A 22,728-nucleotide genomic window follows, 5' to 3' on the forward strand; every position below is an offset into this window, starting at 1 on the left:
TCACATCTTCAGCGCCAATTTGGGCGACAGCACGTCAATATCCAGCGCCACACCAACCGCATGATTGGTCAGCTTTCCGGCGTGCACATTCAGCCCGGCCAACAAATGCGGATCATCATCGCAGGCCTGTTTCCACCCCTTGTCGGCCAAGGCGAGGATGAATGGCAATGTCGCATTGGACAGTGCAAGGGTCGAAGTGCGGGGCACCGCGCCGGGCATGTTGGCGACACAGTAATGAACAATTCCGTCAACCTCGTATGTTGGATTGTCATGGGTGGTGGCGCGCGAGGTTTCGAAACACCCGCCTTGGTCAATTGCCACATCCACGATCACCGCGCCGGGTTTCATATCGCAGAGTTGCGCGCGTGTGACCAACTTGGGGGCCGCCGCGCCGGGAATCAGGACTGCACCGATCACCATATCGGCCAGCATCACCAGTTCGGCCGTATTGCCCGCATTGGCATAGCGGGTGTTGAACCGGTCGCCAAATACATCATCCAGAAAACTGAGCCGCGGTAACGATCGGTCAAGCACGGTCACATCTGCGCCCATTCCCGCCGCGATACGCGCGGCTTGTGCGCCGACCACGCCACCGCCGATCATAACCACTGTGGCGGGGCCAACGCCGGGCACACCGCCCATCAAAACGCCGCGCCCGCCATTTGCCTTTTGCAACGCATAGGCGCCCACCTGTGGGGCCAGCCGCCCCGCAACCTCGGACATGGGTGCCAACAATGGCAGGCCACCCTGCGCATCGGTCACGGTTTCATAGGCAATGGCGGTACAGCCCGAGGCCAGCAGATCACGTGTTTGATCCGGATCAGGTGCCAAGTGCAGATAGGTGAACAAAACCTGACCCTGGCGCAACATGGCGCGTTCGCCAGATTGCGGTTCTTTTACCTTTATGATCATGTCGGCCTTGGCAAACACGTCGGATGCGGTGTCGGCCAATGTGGCGCCTGCCGTTGTGTAATCCTCATCGGTGAAACCGGCCCCGTCGCCCGCGCCAGTTTCGAAAAGCACGCCATGGCCTTTGGCCACAATTTCGCGCGTGGCATTGGGCGTCAGGCCAACGCGAAATTCCTGTGGTTTGATTTCTTTCGGGCAACCAATCAGCATTTCAACCTCCCTCGCTGTTGGGCCATCATAGAACCATGTCACCAAAATGATTGATATTTTATGACCATCGGCGCAGATAGCCTGCGGTAAACGCGCCAAGAGGTGCAGGGTTTTCAAAGGATGGCGCGCCATGACCGTAATCGACACAACCGACCGGCGAATTCTGTCGGTTTTGCAAAACAGCGGACGGATGTCGAACGCCGATCTGGCGGACAAGGTAAACCTGTCGGCGTCGGCCTGTCATCGCCGCGTGCAACGGTTGGAAGCCGAGGGCGTGATCACCGGCTATGTCGCGCTGTTGGATCGCCAGCAACTGGATCGCAAAACCACGGTATTCGTTGAAATCACCCTGTCGGGTCAGACGGATGAGGTTTTGGATGCGTTTGAACGTGCCGTGGCGCGAATCCCCGATGTTCTGGAGTGCCATTTGATGGCCGGAGTTGCCGATTACCTGTTGAAAGTTGTGGCAAAGGACACCGAAGATTTCGCCATGATCCACCGGCGCCATCTGGCCCGATTGCCCGGCGTGGCGCAAATGCAAAGCTCGTTCGCGCTGCGCACGGTGCGGTGGACAACCGCATTGCCGGTTTAATTTCCTGGGCCAAATCGGCGGGGCAGTATGGGCTTTTCTGCGGATACATCGAAGCTGAACAAAGATCGCATTTGCACTCGGTCTGCCGAATTAAGAGCCCCGAAAACCAACAATCCGCACCCAAGTATCAGCGCCTGTTTCACCGGAACACGGTTCAAATCACGCGCGAACGGCATCTTGCGGGTTTTGTGGCGTAGCCGCCTTTGGGCCAGTTTGGCGGCAGGCCAACCGCCTAGCATGGCAAGCCGCAACAAACGCGCCTCTGACATGCGATAACCGCCGTTTTCGGCCCGGGATTTGTCATGGGAAAACGCACCGTAGGTCACGGCGTTTATTGTGGCGATCCAAAGGGCGAAAGCGAAAAATATCATGGGGTTGGGGTGATGAGGGTTGACTGCACCCCAGATTAAACCGAGTTTGCGCCAAAATTATGGCTTTGGTTAGCTGCGCAAACCGGTTTCTTTCAGCAAACCCAAACGCTTTGCCTCGTAATAATAGCCGCGCGCGTACCATCCCACGGCAGCATCGCGATTGCCGCCCGATACCAGCCATGCGCCGCGCAGGTATTTCACCGCATAGCGCAGGTTTGTTTCGGGCTGTAACAGGGCTTCTGGCGGGCCGTTGTGGCCCATGGTGCGCGCTGTGGTCGGATGAATTTGCATCAACCCATAATAAATACCGTTGCGCGCGGCGGGATTATAGCTGCTTTCGCGCTGAACGACGCGGTGCACCAGATCGGCGGGTACATCGTATAAATCCGCATAGCGCGCGATCATCGCATTCAATGCGCGGGGGCCTTGGGCGGTGTCAGCCCGGGTTGTTTCAACATCTGCGCGCCCGCAGGCGGCCAGTGCGACAAACAAAAGTATAAACAGCCGACGGTTCATGATGCCCTCATGGGTTTTCTGCGCGATAGCCGATTGTCCACGATCAAGCAACAAAAAACCCCCACGCTCGCGCCTGGGGGTCATCTGTCGGGGGCGAACCCCCCAGTATGGGATGACTTACATCATGCCTTCGCGCTGGGCCTTTTTACGGGCAAGCTTGCGGGCGCGGCGAATTGCCTCGGCCTTTTCGCGCGCTTTCTTCTCGGACGGTTTTTCGAAATGTTGCTTAAGCTTCATCTCACGAAAAACGCCCTCACGCTGGAGCTTTTTCTTCAGGGCACGAAGCGCCTGATCGACGTTGTTGTCACGAACACTGACCTGCATGTGGTTTTCACCACCTTTCTAAGTTGAGTTGCAAGGATTTGCAGGAACTGGCCCTATAGCAAACCTGCGCTAACTTGTCTAGCATCGACGCAACCAAAGGAGTGATGCAATGACCGACCCGAAAACCGCCCTTCTTGATGCGGCGCTGGCGCATGTTCCTTTTGACGGGTGGAGCGATGCAACCCTGATTGCCGCCGCGCAGGATACCGGCATTGATCTGGCCGAGGCGCGGGCGCTGTTTCCGCGTGGCGCGGTGGATCTGGCCATGGCGTATCACCGCGCCGGGGATCGCGCGATGGTGGCCCGTATCAAACGCGAACCCCTGACCGATTTGCGGTTTCGCGAAAAAGTCGCGGCTGCGGTTCGGTTTCGTCTTGAGGCGGCGGATAAAGAGGCCGTGCGCCGGGGCACCACCCTGTTTGCCCTGCCAGTCTATGCCGCCGATGGGGCCAAGGCGGTGTGGGAAACCGCCGATCATATCTGGACCGCGCTGGGCGATACCTCGCAAGATGGCAATTGGTACACAAAACGCGCCACGCTTTCGGCGGTCTATGGGGCGACGGTTCTGTTCTGGCTGGGCGACGAATCGGTTGATCAATCCGCAACCTGGGAATTTCTGGATCGCCGGATCGGCGATGTGATGTCGATTGAGAAATTCAAGGCGGCGGTCAATAAAAACCCGCTGTTGAAACCCTTCACCGTGCTGCCAAACCTTGCCATGTCAAAGATGCGCCCGCCTGCCCGTGTGCCGCGCGTCGATCTGCCGGGCAGTTGGACGCGCCCGGACAAATAAAGCCATAGACGGATTTTCCCATGTCAAAGACCATGCAAGCCATTGAAATTACAACGCCCGGCGGACCGGATGTGTTGCGCCCGGTGACACGGGATGTGCCGGTGCCGGGCCATGGGCAGATATTGATCAAACTGTCCTATGCCGGGGTCAACCGCCCCGATGCGTTGCAGCGCGCGGGCCAATATGCGCCGCCGCCGGGGGCCAGCGATTTGCCCGGATTGGAAGGGGCGGGCGAAGTGGCCGCCATTGGCCCCGGCGTCACCCGCTGGCGTGTGGGGGATCGGGTATGCGCCCTGTTGCCCGGTGGCGGATACGCCGAATATGCGGTGTGTCACGGCGATCACGCCCTGCCTGTGCCCGATAACATGGAGATGAAACAGGCCGCCTGTTTGCCCGAGACATTCTTTACCGTTTATTCCAACGTGGTGATGCGCGGCGGGTTGCAAGCGGGCGAGCGGTTTTTGGTACATGGTGGCAGCAGCGGGATTGGCACAACGGCAATTCAACTGGCCCGCTCCATGGGGGCGCGGGTGTTCACCACCGCCGGAAGTGATGAAAAATGCGCCGCTTGTCTGGAATTGGGGGCCGAGGTGGCGGTGAATTACCGCGATGATGATTTCGTCGCGGTGATGAAAGGGGCAGGCGGCGCCAACCTGATACTGGATATGGTGGGGGGCGATTATTTACCCCGCAACGTCAAAGCCTTGGCCGATGATGGCCGGTTGGTGCAGATCGCGTTTCTGAACGGCCCGAAGGTGGAGTTGAACTTTGCGCAACTGATGGTGCGCCGCCTGACCATCACCGGCTCCACGCTGCGCCCGCAATCCGACCTGGCCAAGGCGCGCATCGCCCGGGCGTTGGAACGTGACGTGTGGCCAAAGCTGGCCAGTGGGCAGATCGCGCCGGTGATGGATCAGGAATTTGCCCTGGCCGATGCCGCCTCGGCCCATGCCCGCATGGAAAGCAGCGCCCATATCGGCAAGATCGTTCTGCGCATTGGCTGATCCGGCGGTGCCAAAATCGCCCATGGGGTGGGTCGCGGGCAACTTTCCGCGGTTGTCACGCGTTGTGCACCATCGGGCTCGCCGCAAATCGTGCCACATGCCTAAATCGGAGACGACCCTATGAGCGGACTTGTTGCACTGTTGGACGACGTGGCGGCGATTGCCAAAGTGGCCGCCGCCTCGGTTGATGATGTCATGACCCAGGCGGTCAAAGCATCATCAAAGGCCGCCGGCGCGGTGATTGATGACGCTGCGGTCACGCCGAAATATGTGCACGGGTTTTCTGCCGAACGCGAATTGCCGATCGTCTGGAAAATCGCCAAAGGGTCGCTTTTCAACAAACTCATCATCTTGCTGCCTGCGGCGCTGTTGCTGTCGGCCTTTGCGCCGTGGGCGATTGCGCCCTTGTTGATGCTGGGCGGCGCATATCTGTGTTTTGAGGGGGCAGAAAAGATCTGGCATGTGCTGAACCCCGCAGATCACAAAGCCGAAGACCTGCTTGCCGAAAAGATGAACAAGGCGCAGTTGGAAAAATCCAAGGTCAAAGGCGCGATCAAGACCGATTTCATCTTATCTGCCGAAATCATGACGATCATTTTATCGGCTTTGCCCGAAGGTTTGGGGTTTATCCAAACGGCGGCGGTTTTGGCTCTGGCCGCCGGAATCATCACCTTTGCGGTTTATGGTGCGGTGGGGCTGATCGTGAAGGGCGACGATGTTGGATTGGCGATGGTGGCCAAGGGGCGTTTGGCATTTACCCGCGCTCTTGGTCTGAACATCGTCAAGGGCATGCCCTATTTCATGAAATTGTTGGTGATTATCGGAACGGCGGCCATGGTTTGGGTGGGCGGTTCGATCATTGTGCATGGGTTGCACGAATTGGGCGTACATGCCCCGTCTGAAATGATTCACGCCATTGCCGTGGCCGCGGCCGCGCAGATCCCCGATGCGGCCGGGTTTGTTAAATGGTTTGTCACTGCGTTTCTGGACGGGGTTATCGGGCTGATCATCGGTTTTGCCCTGATCCCGCTGGTGACCTATGTGATTGCCCCGGTCACAGCCCGGTTTTCAAAAGCTGAATCGTCGGCCTAGGGGATTGGGGCGAACAGCGCATCCTGCATCGTGCAATCGCGGATCACGTCGCGCCCACAGGGCACCGGAGACAGGGATTTTGACAGGCAAATCCGCGCCTCCTGGATGCGGTTCGCCTTGCAGGTGATGGTGATCATATCAGGCGTAAGCGTCGGATTATCTTTGATAAATGCGTCCTCGATCACCGAGGCGGGCAATTTTACCGCGCGGTCAAGTTTGCGAAACACTTCCGGGCGCGTGATATTGTCATAGGCCCGGCGCGCGGTGGCGAAATAATCATCGGCGGACAAGCCCGCGCAACGCCCGTGTTTTTTCCATTGATACCAGGCGGCGCCGGGATCGCCCATAATATCGGCCATGGCGCGGGTTTGCCCGCGCGACGGATCGCGCGCCGTGGTGCGGCAATAGCTGGGATAGCCGCGGTGAAATTGCGGCCACAGCCCATGCATGACCCATCCGTTATCGGCATCCGCCCCACATTGCGGTGACTGGCGCCCATTGCCCTCTAACGCGCACCATGTTGGTGACCACGACAGCGCCAGAACATAGTAGTCGAACGTACCGGCACGCTCGCCCTCGCCCCAAACCAGCGTCGGCCACAGCATCAGGGCAAGCAAAAGGCGCATTTTCTCTTTTCCTATGGGTCAGGAATGGCTATATCCCATCCAACTTCCCCGAAAACGAGGTGAGGGTCCAGCCGGACCAGCCGTTTTCCCCGGACCAATCGACATGTCCGGTTGCCGCCAAAGGAGACTGTGATGCAAAAACCGATTATGGCCAAGGCCACTGCCGTTTGGCTGGTCGACAATACGACGCTGACCTTCAAACAGGTTGCCGATTTCTGTGGTCTGCACGAACTTGAAGTGCAGGGCATTGCCGATGGCGATGTGGCCGCCGGGGTGAAAGGGTTTGATCCCGTGGGCAACAATCAGTTGGATCAAAGCGAAATCGACAAGGGCGAAAAAGACCCGTTGCACAAGCTGAAGCTGAAATTTTATGCCGCTGCCGTGGGCGAAGAAAAACGTCGCGGCCCGCGGTATACGCCGCTGTCAAAACGCCAGGATCGCCCGGCGTCGATTTTGTGGTTGGTGAAATTTCACCCCGAATTGTCCGACGGTCAGATCAGCAAACTGGTGGGCACCACCAAGCCGACAATCGAGGCGATTCGCGAACGCACCCATTGGAACATCAACAATATCCAACCGATTGATCCCGTTGCCCTTGGCCTGTGCAAACAGACCGAATTGGATCTGGCGGTGCAAAAGGCCAATGCCAAGAAGGCAAAAGAAGGCGGCGTGATGTCCGATGATGAACGGCGCAAGCTGGTCAGCACCGAACAAAGCCTGGGGATGGACCCCGAGCCCAAGATGCCAACGGCGATTGCCGGTCTGGAAACCTTCAGCCTGTCGCAATCGGATGAGGACGAAAAAGAGCGTGACGTGTCTGACGCCGACAGCTTTTTCAACCTGCCCGATGATGCGCCCGAGGAAGATGACGAAGATTGATCGCCCGTGGGGGGCGTTGCGCGATTGGTGCGTCGTCCCTTGCACACCATTGCCGGTTTGATTATATGAGGGGTGAGAGGTTGGCGCGGGCAGGCACCTCGCCAACCCGGTCAGATCCGGAAGGAAGCAGCCGTAACGAGCCTCGCTTGGGTCGTTGTCCAGCCTCTCACCTTATTTTTGCGGTGGGTTTGCGATGATTGTTAATCGCACCCTACTGGCGCCCTCCCGCCTAACGATTTATCCTTTGCCATCGGTAAACCGCCGTGCTGCCCCTGTTGGCGGTGCGGTTTCTGGTTTCTGGGTGATAAGGTAAGCCTGTGGCAGATACTTCATATTCATTGGCCGATCTGGGATGGTCGGACACGTTTTCTTCGCAGCTTGGCGAAGAAGAAGATGCCGGGTTGGTGGCGATGCGCGTCACCTCGGTTATGCGTGATTCGGTTCTGGCCCTTGGCGAAAGCGGCACAGAGGTGTTGGTTTTGCCCGGCGGTGAAAGTGCCGGAGATTATGCCGTGGGCGATTGGGTGCTGGCCACACCTGACATCTGGCGCGTGGCACGCCGGCTTGAGCGTCATTCGCTGTTGCAACGGCGCGCGGCGGGCACCGGGCGGACAGTTCAACTGATTGCTGCCAATATCGACACATTATTCATCGTTTCATCCTGCAATGCCGATTTCAACCCTGCCCGGTTGGAGCGGTATTTGATACTGGCCGCTGAGGCGGGGGTAACGCCGGTGATCTTATTGACCAAGGCCGATATGGCGAATGCCGATGATTACGTGGCCCGGGCGCGTGCCCTTGGGGATATGCCGGTTGAGGCGTTGAATGCCCGCGATCCGGGGGCGGTATCCATCCTGACCAGATGGTTGGGCACGGGGCGCACTGGCGCGCTTTTGGGCAGTTCCGGTGTGGGTAAAACCACGCTGCTGAACGCGCTGACCAACCAAAGCGGGGCAACCGATGGCATCCGCGAAGATGACGCAAAGGGCCGCCATACCACCACCGCGCGCGGGCTGTTTCCGGCAAAGGGCGGCAGTTGGTTGGTGGATACCCCCGGAATGCGGGCGATACGGCTTTCGGATGTATCCGATGGCATTGATGTGGTGTTTGGCGATCTGGTTGAATTGGCCGGCCACTGCAAATTCAACGATTGCGCCCATCAAACCGAACCGGGCTGTGCCATTCAGGCTGCCATTGCCACAGGCGCGATTGACGCGGACCGGTTAGAGCGGTGGCGCAAACTGGCCAAAGAAGAAGAGCAGAACACGACCTCGATTCACGAAAGCCGCCGGCGCGATCGGTCGCTTCAGAAAACCTATCGCGAGGGCAAGGCGCGGCGGCAGCGCAAACAACAGGACTAAGCCATTCGCAAAAGGAAAGAGGCACAGTGACCCAAGACAAAAATAAAATGGCCGAAGACCGTACGGATTGGGCCGAAGACCGCACGATCCTGGCAAATGAGCGGACGTTTGCGGGGTGGATGCGCACGGGCATGGCCTGTGTTGCACTGGCGCTGGGTCTGCGGGCAATTTTTGGCGAGGCGGATCTGCCGTGGCATCCGGCGCGCGGTGTGGCGACGTTGTTTTGCGCCATTGCGGTGGTTATATTCTGGATGGCGCGGCGAAAATCCTGCGAAACCCTGAGCCGGATGAGCGAACACGCCACCAAACCGATTCCCACGCGCAGCATGACCATGTTGGCGACATTGCTCAGCGTGGGGGCGGCGGGAACGGCTGCGTTGCTCTGGATCATCTGAGGCAGCGGGCCTAAGTTAACCGTGCGATTCCCCGCGCGCAAAAGTTTTGAGGCCCCATGTCTGACACGTCCGCCTATCAGGTGCTTGCCCGCAAACACCGCCCCGCAACCTTTGCCGATCTCAAGGGACAGGATGCGATGGTGCGCACCCTGGAAAATGCGTTCAAGGCTGACCGGATCGCCCAGGCGTTCATCCTGACCGGGATTCGCGGCACGGGAAAAACCACCACGGCACGGATCATCGCCAAGGGAATGAATTGCGTTGGTCCCGATGGCACCGGCGGGCCGACGACTTCGCCTTGTGGGGTGTGCAAACCCTGTGTGGGCATTTCCGAGGGGCGGTTTTTTGATGTGCTTGAAATCGACGCGGCGTCGTCCACCGGGGTTGATAACGTGCGCGAATTAAACGCCATGGCCAACACCCGCCCCGCTGAAGGCCGGTACAAGATTTTCATCATCGACGAAGTTCACATGCTGTCGACCGCCGCGTTCAACGCGCTGCTGAAAACGCTTGAGGAACCGCCCGCCCACACCAAATTCATCATGGCCACCACCGAAATCCGCAAGGTGCCGGTAACGGTTCTGTCGCGGTGCCAACGGTTTGATCTGCGCCGGATCGAACCCGAAGTGATGATTGACCACCTGAAACATATCGCCGGGTTGGAAGGCGCCGAAATCGCCGATGATGCCCTGGCATTGATCACCCGCGCCGCCGAAGGATCGGTGCGCGATGCGATGTCGCTGATGGATCAGGCGATTGCGCATGGTGCGGGCGAAACCACGGCCGAACAGGTGCGCGCGATGCTGGGCCTGGCGGATCGTGGGCGGGTGCTCGATCTGTTTGATATGGTGATGCAGGGCGATGCGGCGGGCGCGTTGACCGAACTTTCGGCGCAATATGCCGATGGGGCCGATCCCATGGCGGTGCTGCGTGATCTGGCCGAAATTACCCATTGGATCAGCGTGATCAAAATTACGCCGGATGCGGGCGACGACCCGACAATCGGCCCCGATGAACAGGCGCGCGGCGCGATGATGGCAGGCAAACTGCCCATGCGTATCCTGACGCGGATGTGGCAGATGTTGCTCAAAGCGCTGGAAGAGGTCGCCAATGCGCCCAACGCGATGATGGCCGCGGAAATGGCGATTATCCGGCTGACCCATGTGGCCGATTTGCCCAGCCCCGATGATTTGTTACGCAAATTGCAAAACACGCCGCGCCCCACCGCGCCCGCACCGAATGCGCCGCCGCCATCGGGGGGGCCGGGGCCGCGCGCCATGTCCACACGCTCTGGTGGCGGTGCGGCCCCCGCCCTGGCCAACCAGCCCGACCCCGGTTTGGCGCGTTTTGCCAGCTTTGACCATGTGATCGATCTGATCCGCGCCAATCGTGACGCCAAACTGTTGATCGAGGTTGAAACCTGTGTGCAACTGGCCAATTACGCGCCGGGCCGGATCGAATTTGTGCCAACTGATGCCGCGCCCCGCGATCTGGCCGCAAGGTTAAGCCAGCGGTTGCAACTCTGGACCGGCGCGCGCTGGGCCGTGACCCTGGTGAATGAGGGCGGCGCGCCCACCATCGCCGCCCTGCGCGATGCGGAATCCAATGACCTGAAGGCAAAAGCGGCGGCGCATCCGATGATGCAGGCGGTGCTGTTGGCCTTTCCCAAGGCCGAAATCACCAATATCCGCACGCCCGAAGACATCAGTGCCGAAGCCGAACAAGAGGCATTGCCCGAAGTGCCCGATGAATGGGACCCGTTCGAGGAAGACTGATGCGCCGCGCCGCACCTTTGATTGCGTTTCTCCCAACCCCGGTTTGGGCCGGGGTCTGCGCACAGGCCCGCCCGGCATGGTCCGCCGCCCAAGGGCGGTTGGATGCCTGGGGCGAGGCGGCGCTGTTTCTCACCTCGCCCTTGGGCGCGGTGGTGATATTGGTCTGTGTGCTGACCTGGGCCGTGCGATCACAGGCCTTGGCGGTGATCGCATTGGTGTTGGCCGTTGGCGTGGCGCTGTTTCTTGGCACGGCCCTGTCTCTTGATCCGCTTTTGGCGGCGCAGATGCAGGACGAAGGCTGCCTTGGCCCGACATGGATCAGTGCCACGATCTATGGCGCCTTGGCGATGCTCACCGCATTGCGGCTTTGGCACCTCTCGCGCCCCTTGTGAGACAGGCCCGCCGTGCGTATCTGTAACAAAACATCAACATTCAGGAGCGTGACAGCATGTTAAAAGGACTCGGCGGATTGGGCGATATGGGCAAAATGATGAAAGCCGCCCAGGAAATGCAAGGCAAAATGACCGAAATGCAGGAACAGTTGGAAACCACCATGGTTACCGGCCAATCCGGCGCTGGTTTGGTAAAAGCCACAGCAACGGCCAAAGGTGTGCTGACCGCGCTTGATATCGACCCGTCGATTTTTAATGCCGATGAAAAAGAAGTGGTCGAAGATCTGATTCTGGCGGCGATCAAGGATGCCCAGCAAAAGGCAGCCGATAAATCGCAAGAGGAAATGAGCAAGCTGACCGAAGGCATGGGCCTGCCCGCGGGCATGAAACTGCCGTTTTAAGGGCTGTTTTGCTGATTCTCCCTTATGAACGGGGTGCGCCGTGAGTGGCCCGCCAAGCGATATTGATGCGCTGATCGATCTGATGGCGCGGCTGCCGGGGCTTGGCCCCCGGTCGGCCCGGCGCGCGGTTTTGCATCTGATCAAAAAGCGCGGGCAGTTGTTAACCCCGCTGGCCGCCGCGATGCAACAGGTGGGCGATACGGCGCGCGAATGTGTGAACTGCGGCAATATCGGCACCGGCGATCTGTGCCCGATCTGCGCCGATGAGCGCCGCGCCACCGGCGAAATCTGTGTGGTCGAAGACGTGGCCGATTTATGGGCGATGGAGCGCAGCGGCATGTTCAAAGGCCGCTATCATGTGTTGGGCGGTACATTATCGGCGCTTGATGCCATCGGGCCGGAAGATTTGCACATTCCCCGCCTTATTGATCGGATATCACGCGAAGGCGTGGGCGAAATCATTCTGGCGCTGAATGCCACGGTCGATGGCCAGACCACCGCCCATTACATCGCCGAACAGGTTGAGACACTGGCGATTTCCGTCACCTCTCTGGCGCAAGGGGTGCCGATTGGCGGGGAGTTGGATTATCTGGACGATGGCACAATCAGCGCAGCGTTAAAGGCGCGGCGCGCGTTTTAGCGCCCCTTTGGGCCGGGTGCCCGGTGCGGATGGTGTGCTTTGGATATTTATAGCAAGAAAAAACAGGGGCGCGGTGAAAATGCCGCGCCCCGTGGTTTTTACAATGTCAGGCGAAAACGGGCGAATCCATCATCGCCATCGCCCGCTGGTTCCAGTTTCACACCCGGCACGGCATCGGCGTAAGAGGCGCCGCCGGGGCCGGTGTCGAAGGTGACGGTGGTGCCGGGCAGGGGCGCAAAGGACCAATTGGCATCGGCCTGTGGGTTGATCGTGCCTTGTTCGACGATAAAGCGCACGATAACATCACGGTTGGTATCGGGCCCCTCAAACACCACGGTATCGCCTTTGGCACCAGGAAAGCCGCCGCCGCCCGAAGCGCGGTAATTGTTGGTGGCAACGATGAATTCCATATCGTCCGTCACCGGCGCGCCGTTGTGTTGCAGATTGATGATCCGGTTCGCGGTCGGGTTCGTTTCTTCGCCTTTGCTGTCGAAACGCGAAGGTTGCGACAGGTCGATCTGATAGGTCACCCCATCGATCACATCAAAGTTGTAGCTGGGAAAATCGAGGTTCAGCAGCGGTTTATCGGTGCTGCCCGGTTCGATCTGGTTGAACATACCCGCGCTGCGTTCCAGCCAGCCTTGCAATTGTGCGCCGTTGATTTTTACCGCGCGCACTGTGTTTGGGTACAGATACAGATCGGCGACGTTTTTGATCGCCACGTCGCCCACCGGCACATCGGTATAATACTCGGGCCCGCCGCGCCCACCGGCCTTGAACGGGGCGGCGGCAGACAGGATCGGCAGGGATTCGTATTCCGTGCCGACCATCATTTGGGTGATATACCACACCTGTGCCTGACTGACGATTTGAACCGATGGATCATCGGCGACAAGCGCGAAATAGCTGTGCAGCGGCGCCTCGGTTTTGCCCACCGCGCGGCGCACATAGGCAAGTGTTGCGTCGTGATCGGCCTGGGTTGCGGCGAGAATTGCGCTATCGCTTTCCACCAAGGCGGTGATCGAGCGGTCATCGTTGCGTTTGGAAATCGGCCGGGTTTCCGACGCATGGGCGGCCACGCGCCATCCTGCACCGTCTTTTTCCAGCATCAGGTCGATCACGCCCAGATGACTGCCCCAGAACCCGCCCATGGTGGCGGGTTTGCCGTGCAATGTGCCGACCTCGGCATCGACCGCGGCAAAATCGGCATAGGTGGGACCGGGAAACACCAGGTGCGAATGACCGGTCAGAATGGCATCGATCCCCGGCACGAGGGCCAGCGCGGTTGCGGCGTTTTCCTGCCCTTCTTGTTCCACCGGCGCGCCGATGCCGGAATGGGACAGCGCAATGATGATATCGGCGCCCATTTCCTTCATCACCGGCACATAGGCGCGGGCCGAGGCGACGATATCGCGCGCGGTCACGTTGCCCTCAAGGTGCTTGCGATCCCAGTTCATGATCTGGGGTGGGACAAACCCGATCAGCCCCACCTTGATCGCATGCTCTTGCCCCGCGCCATCGGTCAGCATCCGATCCAGAATGACAAATGGGGGTAAAAGCGTGGTATCCTTGGTGGGATCGCTGCCTTGGGTTTTGACCACATTGGCGGAAATTACCGGAAAATTCGCGCCTGCAACAGATTTCATCAAGAAATCCAGGCCATAATTGAATTCATGGTTGCCCAGGGTGCTGGCATCAAATCCGACGGTGTTCATTGCGGCGATGACCGGGTGGGTGTCGCCCTCTTTCATGCCGCGCTCGTAGGCGATGTAGTCGCCCATGGGATTACCCTGAAGGAAATCGCCATTGTCGAGCAACAGTGTGTTCGTTGCCTCGGCGCGGATGTCGGCGATATGGGCGGCGGTGCGGGCCAGGCCAACCGTGTCTACGGCTTTGTCGCTGTAATAGTCATAGGGGAAGACGTGCACATGCAGATCGGTGGTTTCCATCAGTCGCAAATGCGCCTGACCTGCGGTGGCCTGGGCCGAAAACGGATGGATCATGATCAAGGCCCCACCGGCGGCGGTGGTGGACAGAAACGTGCGACGGGTCATCGATGGGCGGGCAGTCTGGCGTGGCATGATTTGCTCCTGCTGGGGGCGGACATCTTGTGACTTTGGATCATGACAGGTTTTTTTCACCAGAAAAGCAATGTGTTGGTTTTCACGTTTATCGGACTGTCTGGGTAGGGCAATACATCTTGGGGTTGCGCGGCGGATTATTTTGTCGCCGATGCATTTACCGCACGCGCGCCCCATGGCAGGAACCCACAGCAGTCGGACGGAGAAGCGCGATGAAATTGGCAGAAACGGTCACTTTTGGGGGCGGCGGGTTGCAACGGGCGGGCGAATTGCGCGGGGATGCGGCGGCGCAAGCGCGGATGTGGGCCGATCCGGATGCGCGGGTGATCCCGATCTGGCGCGGCAAGCCTTTGTTTTCGTTTGGGGGTGGCGCGATGGCGCCGGGTTGGCTGCGGGTTGGCGATCCGGTGCTGAGGGCGGCTGGCCCGCCAGTGTTTCTGGGCCTTGCCGATGGGCCGCGCTTTGCCGTTGATCTGTCAGCCTGGGTGCCTGAGGCCCTGCCTGACACTTTGCATGATTTTTTCGACCCGTCGGAACAGGCGCACCCGGACCTGCCCGATGCTTTGCGCTTTGCCGAGTTGCGCGGGGTCATGACGGCGCTTTCGCCCCTGGATGTCGAAATCGTGGCCAGCGGCAAGGCGGTGCTGGCCTGGCACAGTATTCACCGGTTCTGCGCCCGCTGCGGGGCCGAATCGCACATGGCCATGGCCGGTTGGCAACGTAACTGTGCGGCCTGCGGGGGGCATCACTTTCCTCGTACCGATCCGGTGGTGATCATGCTGATCACCCATGGAAATTCGGTTCTTTTGGGCCGCTCTCCGGGGTGGCCCGATGGCATGTATTCGCTGTTGGCCGGATTTGTTGAACCGGGCGAAACCATCGAAGCCGCGGTGCGCCGCGAAGTCATGGAGGAATCCGGGATCAAGGTCGGGCGTGTCGGATACCTGTCGAGTCAGCCGTGGCCGTTTCCCGCGTCTTTGATGTTTGGCTGCTGGGGCGAAGCCACAAGCACCGACATCACCATTGATCCCAACGAAATCGAAGAGGCGCTGTGGTTGCCCCGTGAGGACATGATGCAGGTCTTTGCCGGCGATCATCCGCGCATCCGGCCCCCGCGACGGGGCGCAATTGCCGGGTTTCTTCTGCATCATTGGGTTGCCGATACGCTGGATTAACCGCTAACAGGGCGCGACCGTTTTTCACCATTGCAAGGCCTGCCCCCTATGAAATTCACCACCCGCAAAGACATCGAAGCGCCGCTGGACTATGTGTTTCGTGCCGCCAGCGATTTTGCCGCCTTCGAACGTCAGGCCCTGCGCCGCAACATCGAAGTGGTCCGCACCACCGGGGCCGCGCCGGTCGGGTGTGGTACGGCATGGTCGCTCAAGGTTCCGTATCGCAACCGACTTTGGACCATTGATGCCGAAGTCACCGGGTTCGATGTGCCCACGGGGTTTGTCATACACGGCGCGGGTGAAGGTGTGGACATCGACATGACGGTTGGCCTGATGGCCCTGTCGCGCAACACCACCCGATTTGAAATTTCGGTCGATCTGCGACCGCGCACCATGACGACGCGAATGGTTGTGCAATCGCTGAAACTGGCCAAAGGCCGCATTCAGGGTAAATTCGACACCCGCATCGCGACTTTTGCGTCGGATCTTGAAGACAGGTATCGCGCGACCGCCTGAAATCGTTTTGTTGTGATCATTGGAATCTGTGGCAAAGGCGACTCCGCAGGAAATTCATGATCTATTAACCAGCCCTGCGATAGATTGATCGCATGTGGACCTTGCGCGCGCTTTTGTTGGTTTTTTCGATGGCTCTGGCGGGATGTGACAGCCCGTCATTGGCGTTTCAGGGAATGCCATCCCAGACGGTCGCAATCGGACCGTCAACTTTCAGCGTGCGTATGCGCGGTGACCGGGTTGAATCCCTGCGCACCAGTCGCGAATGGCGTCCGCGCGAAGCCGATATTATGGCCCGCGCAGCTCAGGCCATGGAACGTGCAACTGGGTGCCCATTGCGCAAGGGGTCATTGATCGGGGATCAGGCGATACAGCGCGCCAAGGTGGTGTGCGGCAACCGGCCAAACCCGCCGCCGCAAAAAGTTTCGGTGCCGGTGGACGCCGAATGTCTGCCATCGGGATCATATGTCGTGCGCGGGCGCGGGGTGAAAGTAACCGAGGTAGAGTGTGAAACCTGGTATCAGCGCGCTAATTCCAGCGCGTTACCCTGAAATGTTCGGTGTCGTTTGATATCCAGTCAAAGTCATTCATCCGGCTTTTTCGGTTCTGTGGCGTTTACAGCCTCCCAAATCCGGGCCGGGGTCAGCGGCAGTTCGGGCAGGGTTGCGCCAGCCTGGCGCAGGGCATCGGCGACGGCGTTCGTGGTGGCGGCCAGCGCGCCGGTGGTTCCGGCTTCGCCCACGCCCTTGGCCCCCAGCGGGTTGGTGGGCGATGGGCTGTCCTGGGTGATGATGTGCACCGGCGGCATGTCTTGGGCGCGGGGCAGGGTGTAATCCATCAAGCTCCCGCTCAGGATCTGGCCTGATGCGTCAAATACATGGCCCTCGAACAGGGCGTTGGCGATGCCTTGGGCGATACCGCCGCGCAATTGCCCATCGACCCCATGATGGGACAGAACGCGCCCCGCATCATCCACCGCCAGATACCGCAAAACATGACACAGGCCCGTGGCCGGGTCGATGGCGACTTCGGCAATATGGCACCCTGACGGATAGGTTTGCCGCACAGGGGCTTTGCCCGAAATCGAAAACGCGCCCTGTGACGCGGCCCGGTCCAGTGCGGCGGCAAGGGTGCATATTATATTGCCCGAATTGTCACGGATTGCCTGAACATCGCCGGTCAGGGTGTCGGGTGGAACGCCCTGCGCGGCGGCGGTGTCGTCAATCAGGCGCGCGATCAGGGCATCACAGGCGTGATACAATGCCGATCCGATCTGCGTGGTTGAACGTGATGCATAAGATCCCGCCGCCTCAAGCATTGCGTCTGGCGCGCTTTGCTCCAACGTCACGGCAGTTGGCGGCAGGCCAAGGCGCGCCGTGATCATATCGCAAAACAATCCGGCATGATCCTGCCCCGTGCTTTGGCTGGCGGTGATCAGGGTGATATGCGCCGTGCCATTGTGGCTGTCGATGTGCAACTGCACCTCATCACGGGGGGTGGCGCCGCCGCCGGCCACCTCAACAAACAGCGCCGCGCCGATCCCGCGCAGCAAACCTGCGGCGCGGTCGGTATTGGCCCGGGCGGCGAATCCATCCCAATCGGCGGCGCGCCGCGCCGTGTCGATCAGGGCGGGATAATCGCCGCTGTCGTATTCCGCACCCAAGGGAGTGCGCCAAGGGAAATCAGCCGCGCCAACGGCATTTATTCGGCGCAAATCTAACGGGTCTTGCCCGGTTTCTATCGCCGCCATATCCACCAACCGCTCAACCAGCAGCGCAATATCGGGGCGTCCCGCGCCGCGATAGGGGCCCATGGGAACGGCGTTGGTGAACATCAGATCGAACTGCGCCCGCGCCGCCGGAATACGGTAACATCCGGTAATGGTCATCAGCGGGTTGTTCACGCTGATATGCGCGCCGACCGGGTGCACATAGGCGCCCAGATCGGCGTTGATCTGAACCGAAATGGCGGTGAACCGGTGCGCGCTGTCCAGCGCCAACCGCCCGGTCAGCCGGGTGCCGCGCCCATGATAATCGGTGGCAAACCCGTCACTGCGGCTGGCCTGCCAGCGCAGCACGCGCCCGGTGCGCCGTGCTGCGGCCAAGAGGGCGATGGTTTCGGGATAGGCCGCGCCGCGCACGCCAAACGCCCCGCCCACACGCTCGGCGTGAATCCGAACCGCACCGGGGGCCACGCCCAAAACGGCGCAAATATCGCGGCGTTGCTCGGCAATACCCTGATGCGGGACCCACAGATCGAAAAGGTCGCGATCAGGGTCAAAGGCGGCGATGGCGGCCATCGGCTCCATCGGGTGGGGGGCGACACGGGGCAGGGCGATGGTGGTTTCAACCACCCGCGCGGCGTTGTTCATCGCATCCGCCACCGCGCCCGCATCGCCCAGATCAACCCGGGCGGCCCTGTTGCCGGGGGCCTCGGGGTGAATGTCGGGGCCTGTGCGCGCGCTGTCCAACCCGACGATGGCAGGCAGATCATCATATTCCGGTGCCAATGCTTCAACACCATCCTGGGCGGCGGCGGCGGTTTGTGCCAAAACCATCGCCACAAGCTCCCCAACATAACGCACGCGATCTGTCGCCATTACCGGGCGGTGCGGCACGATCAGGGGGCGGCCATCGATTGTGGGTTGGCGCAGAAACGCCGGAAAATTGCCCAAGCGCCCCAGATCACCGGCCACCAGAACATCAACGACACCCGCCACATCCTGTGCGCCCGCGATATCCAGGCCCAACAGCACCCCATGGGCGCGATCCGCGCGCAAAAACGCCACATGCAGCGGGCCTTTGGGCGTAACATCGGCGGTATAGCGGGCGGTGCCGCGCAGGGGATCACTCATCGCGCGAGGCGGAAGAAATCCACCGCCGTTCCGGATAAAACCGCCGCTTGCGCCGCCGCGTCGGGCACCGCCGCGCGCACCAATGTAACAGGATCGGCATCGCCCATGTCAAAGGGCCAATCGCTGCCCATCATCACCCGGTCGGCCCCGGTCAGATCAACCAGCCGCGCCAAAGTGGGCGCATCGAACACGCAGGTGTCATACCACATCCGCCGCAGATACGTGGACGGCGCATCGCCAATCAGGCGGCGCAATTCGGGGCGCGCGTTCCATGCGTGATCCATCCGCCCGACGTAATAGGGGAAGTAACCGCCGCCATGGGCCACCAGCACCCGCAAATCCGGGTGGCGATCCAACACGCCGCCAAAGATCAGGTGATGAACGGCGATGATTTCTTCTAACGGTTGGCCGACGACATTAACCATAAAGAAATCGCTCAGCCGCTGACCATGGCTGAACCCCAGGGGATGAATGGCCAGCACCGCACCCAATTGCGCCAGCCTTGCCCATACCGGATCAAGCGCCGGATCGGATAGCTCCATCTCATGGGCGCGGCTGTCGATTTGAAAACCGCGCAGGCCCAGTTCTTCGACCGCGCGGGTGGCTTCGCGCACCGCCGCGTCAGGTGCGCTGAGAGGCAGGGTGCCAAGGCCGGCAAACCGCCCCGTATCGCGCCCGACCGTGGCCGCGACATGATCATTTTGCGCCCGCGACAGGCGCGCCAAAAGATCGGCCTCGGCCCAGTAATGCTGTTGGCCGGGGGCGGGCGCGATGATTTGAAAATCAACGCCCATTGCCGCCATTGCCCTGTCGCGCGTTGGGCCATCGTTGAACTTTTGCATCAGATCGGGCCCTTGGGCGCCGTCCACCGCGCGGCTTTCTTCGGACATATCGCGCTGATAGGGGACGGCCCCCCGGGGTGGTGGCCCGCCCAGAATATCGTTGACGCCGGGGCACAGGGTGTGGGTGTGGATGTCGATGATCATGGGGCGACACTTTCGGGTTGGCGCAGGTGGAAATCACTTGCCTGTTGAAACGCATCGGCAAGGCGCAAAAGCAACGGTTCGCACCAGGGCCGCCCGACGATCTGACAGGCAATCGGCAGGCCCGCCCGGTCAAACCCGATGGGAAAGGCAATGGCGGGCAGGCCCAAATAGTTGATCGCGCGGGTGTTGCGGGTAAGCGTGGCAATTGCGCGCGCGATGTCTTGCGGCGCGCCTTGGGTGGTGGCGGCGATGCTGGGCACGGGTACGGGATAGGCGGGCAACAGCGCCGCATCGGCCCCGCCCATCACCGTATCGATCCAATTTTGCGCGATGGCGCCGCGCCGCATCAGCGCCCCTGCATAATCGGTTGCGCGGTAACACAGGCCCGGCTCGATCCGGGCGCGCACCTGATCGGCGTAGTCCTGTGGCCGGGTGATCAGCCATTCGCGGTGCAGCGTCGCCGCCTCAACCGCCATGACAAGATGGGCAAAGGCATTGGCCGGGGCCATTTCGGGGGCTGTGGTTTCAACCAGAGTCGCGCCCAGCCCGGTCAGCGTGGCGGCGGCGTCATTCAGCGCACTGGCGATGACGCTGTCCAGTTCCTCGTCGTAATAACCGCGTGGGCGGGCCAGGGTCAGGCCCGCGATTTTCCCGGTCAATGCCGCCTCGTGGTGCAAAACCGGGGCCCAGGCGGTGGTAGGATCGGCGCGGTCTTCCCCGGCGATGACATCCATGATCCGGGCTGCATCCCGCGCACTGGTGGTCAGCGGCCCGACAGTATCAAGCGTGGCCGACAGCGCCATCGCCCCGGCACAACTGACCGCGCCGTGGGTGGGTTTCAGCCCGGTCAACCCACAGGCCGCCGCCGGATGGCGCAGGGAACCGCCGGTATCGGTGCCCAAAGATCCGGCAATCGCGCGCGCCGCCACGGCAATGCCCGACCCCGAGGACGAGCCGCCACAGATATGATCGGGGTTCCAGGGGTTGCGCCCGTGACCGTAATGTTCGTTATACCCTGTCGGGCTGAGGGCGAATTCGGCCATGTGCAGCGTGCCAAGGTCGATGGCCCCGGCGCCATCCAGCCGGGTCAGCACGCTCGCGGTGGTGGTGCCGACAACGCCGCTGGCGATGGTGCTGCCACAATGGCTGGTGCGACCTGTGCGATAAAACAGATCCTTGTGCGCCATCGGCACCCCGGCCAGAGGGCCAAGCGGGCGGCCCTTGGCGCGGGCGGCATCCTGTGCGCGGGCCTGTTCCTGCGCGGCATCGGGTGTCAGGGTGGCAAGGGCGTTCAGCCCGGCGATGGAGTTCAGCCGCGACAGGGCGGCGGTTGTTGCCGCTTCGGCGCTGATCTCACCCCGGGCAAAGGCATCGGCAGCGGCGATCACGCCGGAACACCGGCTCATCGGGGCGGCCCGGGCAGGCATGACGCCTTGAGCGCGGCAAAGCTTTGCGGTGTTGACGCAAATGGCAGCGGTGGCAGCGCGGCGATGCTGGCCTCGGTGGCCTTGATTACGGCGGCGTGGCGTTGACACATATCGTGTTGCGAATCAGAACGTTCGGTCATGGGCGGCCTCAGAGTAAAAATAGCGAAATCGCGGGAATATAGGTGACAAGCAGCAGCACGAGGATCATTAGCCCGACAAACGGCAGCACCCCTTTCACGGCTTCGCCGTAGCCGAGGCGAAAGGTTGTCATCCCAATAAACAGGTTCAGCCCGAAAGGCGGCGTGATCATCCCGATAGACACGTTCACAACCACGACAGCACCCAGATGGATCGGATCAATCCCGACCGCCATGGCCGACTGATAGATCAGCGGCGCCATGACAATGATGGCCGAGTTCGGATCAATGAACATCCCAGCAATCAGAAACGCAAAGTTGATCATCGCCAGCAGGGTTTCCGGGGCAAACCCGCCAATCGCCTGACTGATTTTTACCGGATACTGCATCAGCGTCATGAAATAGGTCATCACCGTGCCTGCCGCGATCAGGATCAGCAAAATGGCGATGGTCTGGGCCGAGGCCGCCGAGATTTTCGGCAGATCGCGTATCCGCAACTGACGATAGATCAGGGTTTCGACAAACATCGCATACACACAGGCAAAGGCCGCCGCCTCGGTCGGGGTGGCCGCACCGGTATAAATGCTGCCCAATACGATTACCGGCAGGCCCAGCGCCCATCCCGCCCGGCGCAGGGCAATCATCCGGTCGCGCCAGGATGCCTTTGGCGATTTGCCGATATCGCGTACCCGGGCATAGACATAGGAATACACCCCCAAAACCAGGGTAAACACCGCCCCCGTGGTCAACCCGGCCAGAAACATCGCGCCAACCGAATTGTTGGTTTCAATCGCATACAGGATCATCGCCACGCTGGGCGGCACCAACATCGCCAGGGTCGAGGCCGACAGGATCAGCCCCACGGCAAACCCGCGGCTGTACCCCTGCCGCACCAGTGACGGAAAAACAATCGGCCCGATCGACACCACAGCCGCCGGCCCGATGCCCGACATCGCGCCAAAGATCGCACAGGCCCCGGCGGTGGCGATGGCCACGCCGCCGGTGATATGCCCGGTCATCGATTCCGTCAGCACGACAAGACGTTTGCCGATTTGCCCGCGTGAAATGATATCGGCGGCAAAGATGAACAGCGGAATCGCAACAAGGGCAAACCGGTTGACCCCATCAATCATCCGCTGAGGCAAAACCATTGACGGGATCGGCGGTGCGAAAACCTCAAACCCGACCACGGTGGCGGCAAGAATTGCCAGAAAGATCGGCGCCGACATAAGCAGCGCCAGAAGGGCAACAGCAGAAAAAACGATGGCCGGCATG

At 60.7% G+C, this 22,728-nt stretch carries 25 protein-coding genes and 1 other RNA gene; 15 read left to right on the top strand and 11 right to left on the bottom strand.

Features of this window, described 5'->3' with window-relative positions; translation table 11 throughout:
- Window positions 1-1,119, bottom strand: a complete 1,119-nt coding sequence (gene ald / locus C8265_RS15195) for an alanine dehydrogenase (RefSeq protein WP_108484953.1) — start codon at window positions 1,117-1,119, stop codon at window positions 1-3.
- A gap of 130 nt (window positions 1,120-1,249) precedes the next feature.
- Between ald and C8265_RS15200 the strand changes: the two genes are divergently transcribed.
- Window positions 1,250-1,711 (top strand): Lrp/AsnC family transcriptional regulator, encoded by a 462-nt coding sequence (locus C8265_RS15200; RefSeq protein ID WP_108484878.1) that lies wholly within the window; start codon window positions 1,250-1,252, stop codon window positions 1,709-1,711.
- Here C8265_RS15200 and C8265_RS20005 read toward each other — a convergent pair.
- From C8265_RS20005 to rpsU, 3 genes are all read right to left on the bottom strand, one after another.
- The gene (locus C8265_RS20005) at window positions 1,708-2,082 is read right to left on the bottom strand and encodes a DUF1294 domain-containing protein (RefSeq protein ID WP_108484879.1); all 375 of its coding nucleotides are present in this window, start codon (window positions 2,080-2,082) and stop codon (window positions 1,708-1,710) included. The genes C8265_RS15200 and C8265_RS20005 overlap by 4 nt on opposite strands.
- 69 nt (window positions 2,083-2,151) lie before the next feature.
- Window positions 2,152-2,598, bottom strand: a complete 447-nt coding sequence (locus tag C8265_RS15210) for a transglycosylase SLT domain-containing protein (RefSeq protein ID WP_108484954.1) — start codon at window positions 2,596-2,598, stop codon at window positions 2,152-2,154.
- 117 nt (window positions 2,599-2,715) lie between these two features.
- Window positions 2,716-2,922: a 30S ribosomal protein S21 gene (gene rpsU / locus C8265_RS15215; protein WP_007118112.1), complete on the bottom strand. Its 207-nt coding sequence runs from the start codon at window positions 2,920-2,922 to the stop codon at window positions 2,716-2,718.
- A gap of 109 nt (window positions 2,923-3,031) precedes the next feature.
- Here rpsU and C8265_RS15220 point away from each other — a divergent pair, with 109 nt between their 5' ends.
- From C8265_RS15220 to C8265_RS15230, 3 genes are all read left to right on the top strand, one after another.
- Window positions 3,032-3,715: a COQ9 family protein gene (locus tag C8265_RS15220; RefSeq protein WP_108484880.1), complete on the top strand. Its 684-nt coding sequence runs from the start codon at window positions 3,032-3,034 to the stop codon at window positions 3,713-3,715.
- A 20-nt stretch (window positions 3,716-3,735) separates the two neighbouring features.
- A complete protein-coding gene (locus C8265_RS15225) occupies window positions 3,736-4,719 on the top strand; it encodes an NAD(P)H-quinone oxidoreductase (RefSeq protein ID WP_108484881.1) in 984 nt (327 codons plus the stop codon).
- A gap of 120 nt (window positions 4,720-4,839) precedes the next feature.
- Window positions 4,840-5,811 carry a DUF808 domain-containing protein gene (locus C8265_RS15230; RefSeq protein WP_108484882.1) on the top strand — a complete coding sequence of 324 codons (972 nt, stop codon included), beginning with the start codon at window positions 4,840-4,842 and terminating at the stop codon, window positions 5,809-5,811.
- On the opposite strand, the gene C8265_RS15235 is transcribed toward C8265_RS15230, so the two are convergent.
- The gene (locus C8265_RS15235) at window positions 5,808-6,437 is read right to left on the bottom strand and encodes a ribonuclease T2 family protein (RefSeq protein ID WP_108484883.1); all 630 of its coding nucleotides are present in this window, start codon (window positions 6,435-6,437) and stop codon (window positions 5,808-5,810) included. The genes C8265_RS15230 and C8265_RS15235 overlap by 4 nt on opposite strands.
- Before the next feature lie 132 nt (window positions 6,438-6,569).
- Between C8265_RS15235 and C8265_RS15240 the strand changes: the two genes are divergently transcribed.
- From C8265_RS15240 to recR, 8 genes are all read left to right on the top strand, one after another.
- Window positions 6,570-7,316, top strand: coding sequence for a DUF1013 domain-containing protein (locus tag C8265_RS15240; protein ID WP_108484884.1), 747 nt, complete (start codon window positions 6,570-6,572; stop codon window positions 7,314-7,316).
- A 73-nt stretch (window positions 7,317-7,389) separates the two neighbouring features.
- Window positions 7,390-7,488, top strand: an RNA gene (ffs, locus tag C8265_RS15245) — signal recognition particle sRNA small type.
- 145 nt (window positions 7,489-7,633) lie between these two features.
- Window positions 7,634-8,677, top strand: a complete 1,044-nt coding sequence (gene rsgA / locus C8265_RS15250; protein WP_240611110.1) for a ribosome small subunit-dependent GTPase A — start codon at window positions 7,634-7,636, stop codon at window positions 8,675-8,677.
- Window positions 8,678-8,703: 26 nt separating this feature from the next.
- Window positions 8,704-9,072, top strand: a complete 369-nt coding sequence (locus C8265_RS15255) for a YidH family protein (protein WP_338065791.1) — start codon at window positions 8,704-8,706, stop codon at window positions 9,070-9,072.
- A 56-nt stretch (window positions 9,073-9,128) separates the two neighbouring features.
- A complete protein-coding gene (locus C8265_RS15260; protein WP_108484885.1) occupies window positions 9,129-10,847 on the top strand; it encodes a DNA polymerase III subunit gamma/tau in 1,719 nt (572 codons plus the stop codon).
- Window positions 10,847-11,239 (top strand): hypothetical protein, encoded by a 393-nt coding sequence (locus tag C8265_RS15265; RefSeq protein WP_108484886.1) that lies wholly within the window; start codon window positions 10,847-10,849, stop codon window positions 11,237-11,239. The genes C8265_RS15260 and C8265_RS15265 overlap by 1 nt, the downstream gene beginning before the upstream one ends.
- A 56-nt stretch (window positions 11,240-11,295) precedes the next feature.
- Entirely contained in the window at window positions 11,296-11,640 is a 345-nt protein-coding gene (locus C8265_RS15270) for a YbaB/EbfC family nucleoid-associated protein (RefSeq protein ID WP_108484887.1), read from the top strand.
- A 40-nt stretch (window positions 11,641-11,680) separates the two neighbouring features.
- Window positions 11,681-12,280: a recombination mediator RecR gene (gene recR, locus C8265_RS15275; RefSeq protein ID WP_108484888.1), complete on the top strand. Its 600-nt coding sequence runs from the start codon at window positions 11,681-11,683 to the stop codon at window positions 12,278-12,280.
- A 98-nt stretch (window positions 12,281-12,378) separates the two neighbouring features.
- On the opposite strand, the gene C8265_RS15280 is transcribed toward recR, so the two are convergent.
- Window positions 12,379-14,361: a bifunctional 2',3'-cyclic-nucleotide 2'-phosphodiesterase/3'-nucleotidase gene (locus tag C8265_RS15280; protein WP_420818873.1), complete on the bottom strand. Its 1,983-nt coding sequence runs from the start codon at window positions 14,359-14,361 to the stop codon at window positions 12,379-12,381.
- A 212-nt stretch (window positions 14,362-14,573) separates the two neighbouring features.
- Between C8265_RS15280 and nudC the strand changes: the two genes are divergently transcribed.
- From nudC to C8265_RS15295, 3 genes are all read left to right on the top strand, one after another.
- Complete coding sequence (nudC, locus tag C8265_RS15285) at window positions 14,574-15,536, top strand: NAD(+) diphosphatase (protein WP_108484889.1); 963 nt, start codon at window positions 14,574-14,576, stop codon at window positions 15,534-15,536.
- Window positions 15,537-15,584: 48 nt separating this feature from the next.
- Complete coding sequence (locus C8265_RS15290; protein ID WP_108484890.1) at window positions 15,585-16,052, top strand: SRPBCC family protein; 468 nt, start codon at window positions 15,585-15,587, stop codon at window positions 16,050-16,052.
- Window positions 16,053-16,144: 92 nt separating this feature from the next.
- Complete coding sequence (locus C8265_RS15295) at window positions 16,145-16,600, top strand: hypothetical protein (protein WP_108484891.1); 456 nt, start codon at window positions 16,145-16,147, stop codon at window positions 16,598-16,600.
- A 32-nt stretch (window positions 16,601-16,632) separates the two neighbouring features.
- On the opposite strand, the gene C8265_RS15300 is transcribed toward C8265_RS15295, so the two are convergent.
- Genes C8265_RS15300 through C8265_RS15315 form a run of 5 tightly spaced genes read right to left on the bottom strand, consistent with a single transcriptional unit; the run spans window position 16,633 to window position 22,727 of the window.
- Window positions 16,633-18,903 (bottom strand): xanthine dehydrogenase family protein molybdopterin-binding subunit, encoded by a 2,271-nt coding sequence (locus C8265_RS15300; protein WP_108484892.1) that lies wholly within the window; start codon window positions 18,901-18,903, stop codon window positions 16,633-16,635.
- Window positions 18,900-19,889 carry an amidohydrolase family protein gene (locus C8265_RS15305; protein ID WP_108484893.1) on the bottom strand — a complete coding sequence of 330 codons (990 nt, stop codon included), beginning with the start codon at window positions 19,887-19,889 and terminating at the stop codon, window positions 18,900-18,902. The genes C8265_RS15300 and C8265_RS15305 overlap by 4 nt, the downstream gene beginning before the upstream one ends.
- Complete coding sequence (locus tag C8265_RS15310) at window positions 19,886-21,295, bottom strand: amidase (RefSeq protein WP_108484958.1); 1,410 nt, start codon at window positions 21,293-21,295, stop codon at window positions 19,886-19,888. The genes C8265_RS15305 and C8265_RS15310 overlap by 4 nt, the downstream gene beginning before the upstream one ends.
- A complete protein-coding gene (locus tag C8265_RS19545) occupies window positions 21,292-21,456 on the bottom strand; it encodes a hypothetical protein (RefSeq protein ID WP_164512349.1) in 165 nt (54 codons plus the stop codon). Before C8265_RS19545 ends, C8265_RS15310 begins: the two co-directional genes overlap by 4 nt.
- An 8-nt stretch (window positions 21,457-21,464) precedes the next feature.
- Window positions 21,465-22,727 (bottom strand): TRAP transporter large permease, encoded by a 1,263-nt coding sequence (locus C8265_RS15315; RefSeq protein ID WP_108484894.1) that lies wholly within the window; start codon window positions 22,725-22,727, stop codon window positions 21,465-21,467.
- Between the last annotated feature and the right edge of the window lies 1 nt (window position 22,728).

The sequence above is a fragment of the Oceaniglobus ichthyenteri genome (assembly GCF_003057885.1).
Classification (GTDB): domain Bacteria; phylum Pseudomonadota; class Alphaproteobacteria; order Rhodobacterales; family Rhodobacteraceae; genus Oceaniglobus; species Oceaniglobus ichthyenteri.

Coding starts and splice junctions, on each gene's coding strand:
- C8265_RS15310 (WP_108484958.1), bottom strand. CDS start 21,295: ATGAGCCGGTGTTCCGGCGTGATCGCCGCTGCCGATGCCTTTGCCCGG.
- C8265_RS19545 (WP_164512349.1), bottom strand. CDS start 21,456: ATGACCGAACGTTCTGATTCGCAACACGATATGTGTCAACGCCACGCC.
- C8265_RS15305 (WP_108484893.1), bottom strand. CDS start 19,889: ATGATCATCGACATCCACACCCACACCCTGTGCCCCGGCGTCAACGAT.
- C8265_RS15260 (WP_108484885.1), top strand. CDS start 9,129: ATGTCTGACACGTCCGCCTATCAGGTGCTTGCCCGCAAACACCGCCCC.
- C8265_RS15230 (WP_108484882.1), top strand. CDS start 4,840: ATGAGCGGACTTGTTGCACTGTTGGACGACGTGGCGGCGATTGCCAAA.
- C8265_RS15300 (WP_108484892.1), bottom strand. CDS start 18,903: ATGAGTGATCCCCTGCGCGGCACCGCCCGCTATACCGCCGATGTTACG.
- C8265_RS15265 (WP_108484886.1), top strand. CDS start 10,847: ATGCGCCGCGCCGCACCTTTGATTGCGTTTCTCCCAACCCCGGTTTGG.
- ald (WP_108484953.1), bottom strand. CDS start 1,119: ATGCTGATTGGTTGCCCGAAAGAAATCAAACCACAGGAATTTCGCGTT.
- C8265_RS15290 (WP_108484890.1), top strand. CDS start 15,585: ATGAAATTCACCACCCGCAAAGACATCGAAGCGCCGCTGGACTATGTG.
- C8265_RS15280 (WP_420818873.1), bottom strand. CDS start 14,361: ATGCCACGCCAGACTGCCCGCCCATCGATGACCCGTCGCACGTTTCTG.
- rpsU (WP_007118112.1), bottom strand. CDS start 2,922: ATGCAGGTCAGTGTTCGTGACAACAACGTCGATCAGGCGCTTCGTGCC.
- C8265_RS15315 (WP_108484894.1), bottom strand. CDS start 22,727: ATGCCGGCCATCGTTTTTTCTGCTGTTGCCCTTCTGGCGCTGCTTATG.
- nudC (WP_108484889.1), top strand. CDS start 14,574: ATGAAATTGGCAGAAACGGTCACTTTTGGGGGCGGCGGGTTGCAACGG.
- C8265_RS15200 (WP_108484878.1), top strand. CDS start 1,250: ATGACCGTAATCGACACAACCGACCGGCGAATTCTGTCGGTTTTGCAA.
- C8265_RS20005 (WP_108484879.1), bottom strand. CDS start 2,082: ATGATATTTTTCGCTTTCGCCCTTTGGATCGCCACAATAAACGCCGTG.
- C8265_RS15235 (WP_108484883.1), bottom strand. CDS start 6,437: ATGCGCCTTTTGCTTGCCCTGATGCTGTGGCCGACGCTGGTTTGGGGC.
- C8265_RS15270 (WP_108484887.1), top strand. CDS start 11,296: ATGTTAAAAGGACTCGGCGGATTGGGCGATATGGGCAAAATGATGAAA.
- C8265_RS15240 (WP_108484884.1), top strand. CDS start 6,570: ATGCAAAAACCGATTATGGCCAAGGCCACTGCCGTTTGGCTGGTCGAC.
- C8265_RS15225 (WP_108484881.1), top strand. CDS start 3,736: ATGTCAAAGACCATGCAAGCCATTGAAATTACAACGCCCGGCGGACCG.
- C8265_RS15210 (WP_108484954.1), bottom strand. CDS start 2,598: ATGAACCGTCGGCTGTTTATACTTTTGTTTGTCGCACTGGCCGCCTGC.
- C8265_RS15220 (WP_108484880.1), top strand. CDS start 3,032: ATGACCGACCCGAAAACCGCCCTTCTTGATGCGGCGCTGGCGCATGTT.
- C8265_RS15295 (WP_108484891.1), top strand. CDS start 16,145: ATGTGGACCTTGCGCGCGCTTTTGTTGGTTTTTTCGATGGCTCTGGCG.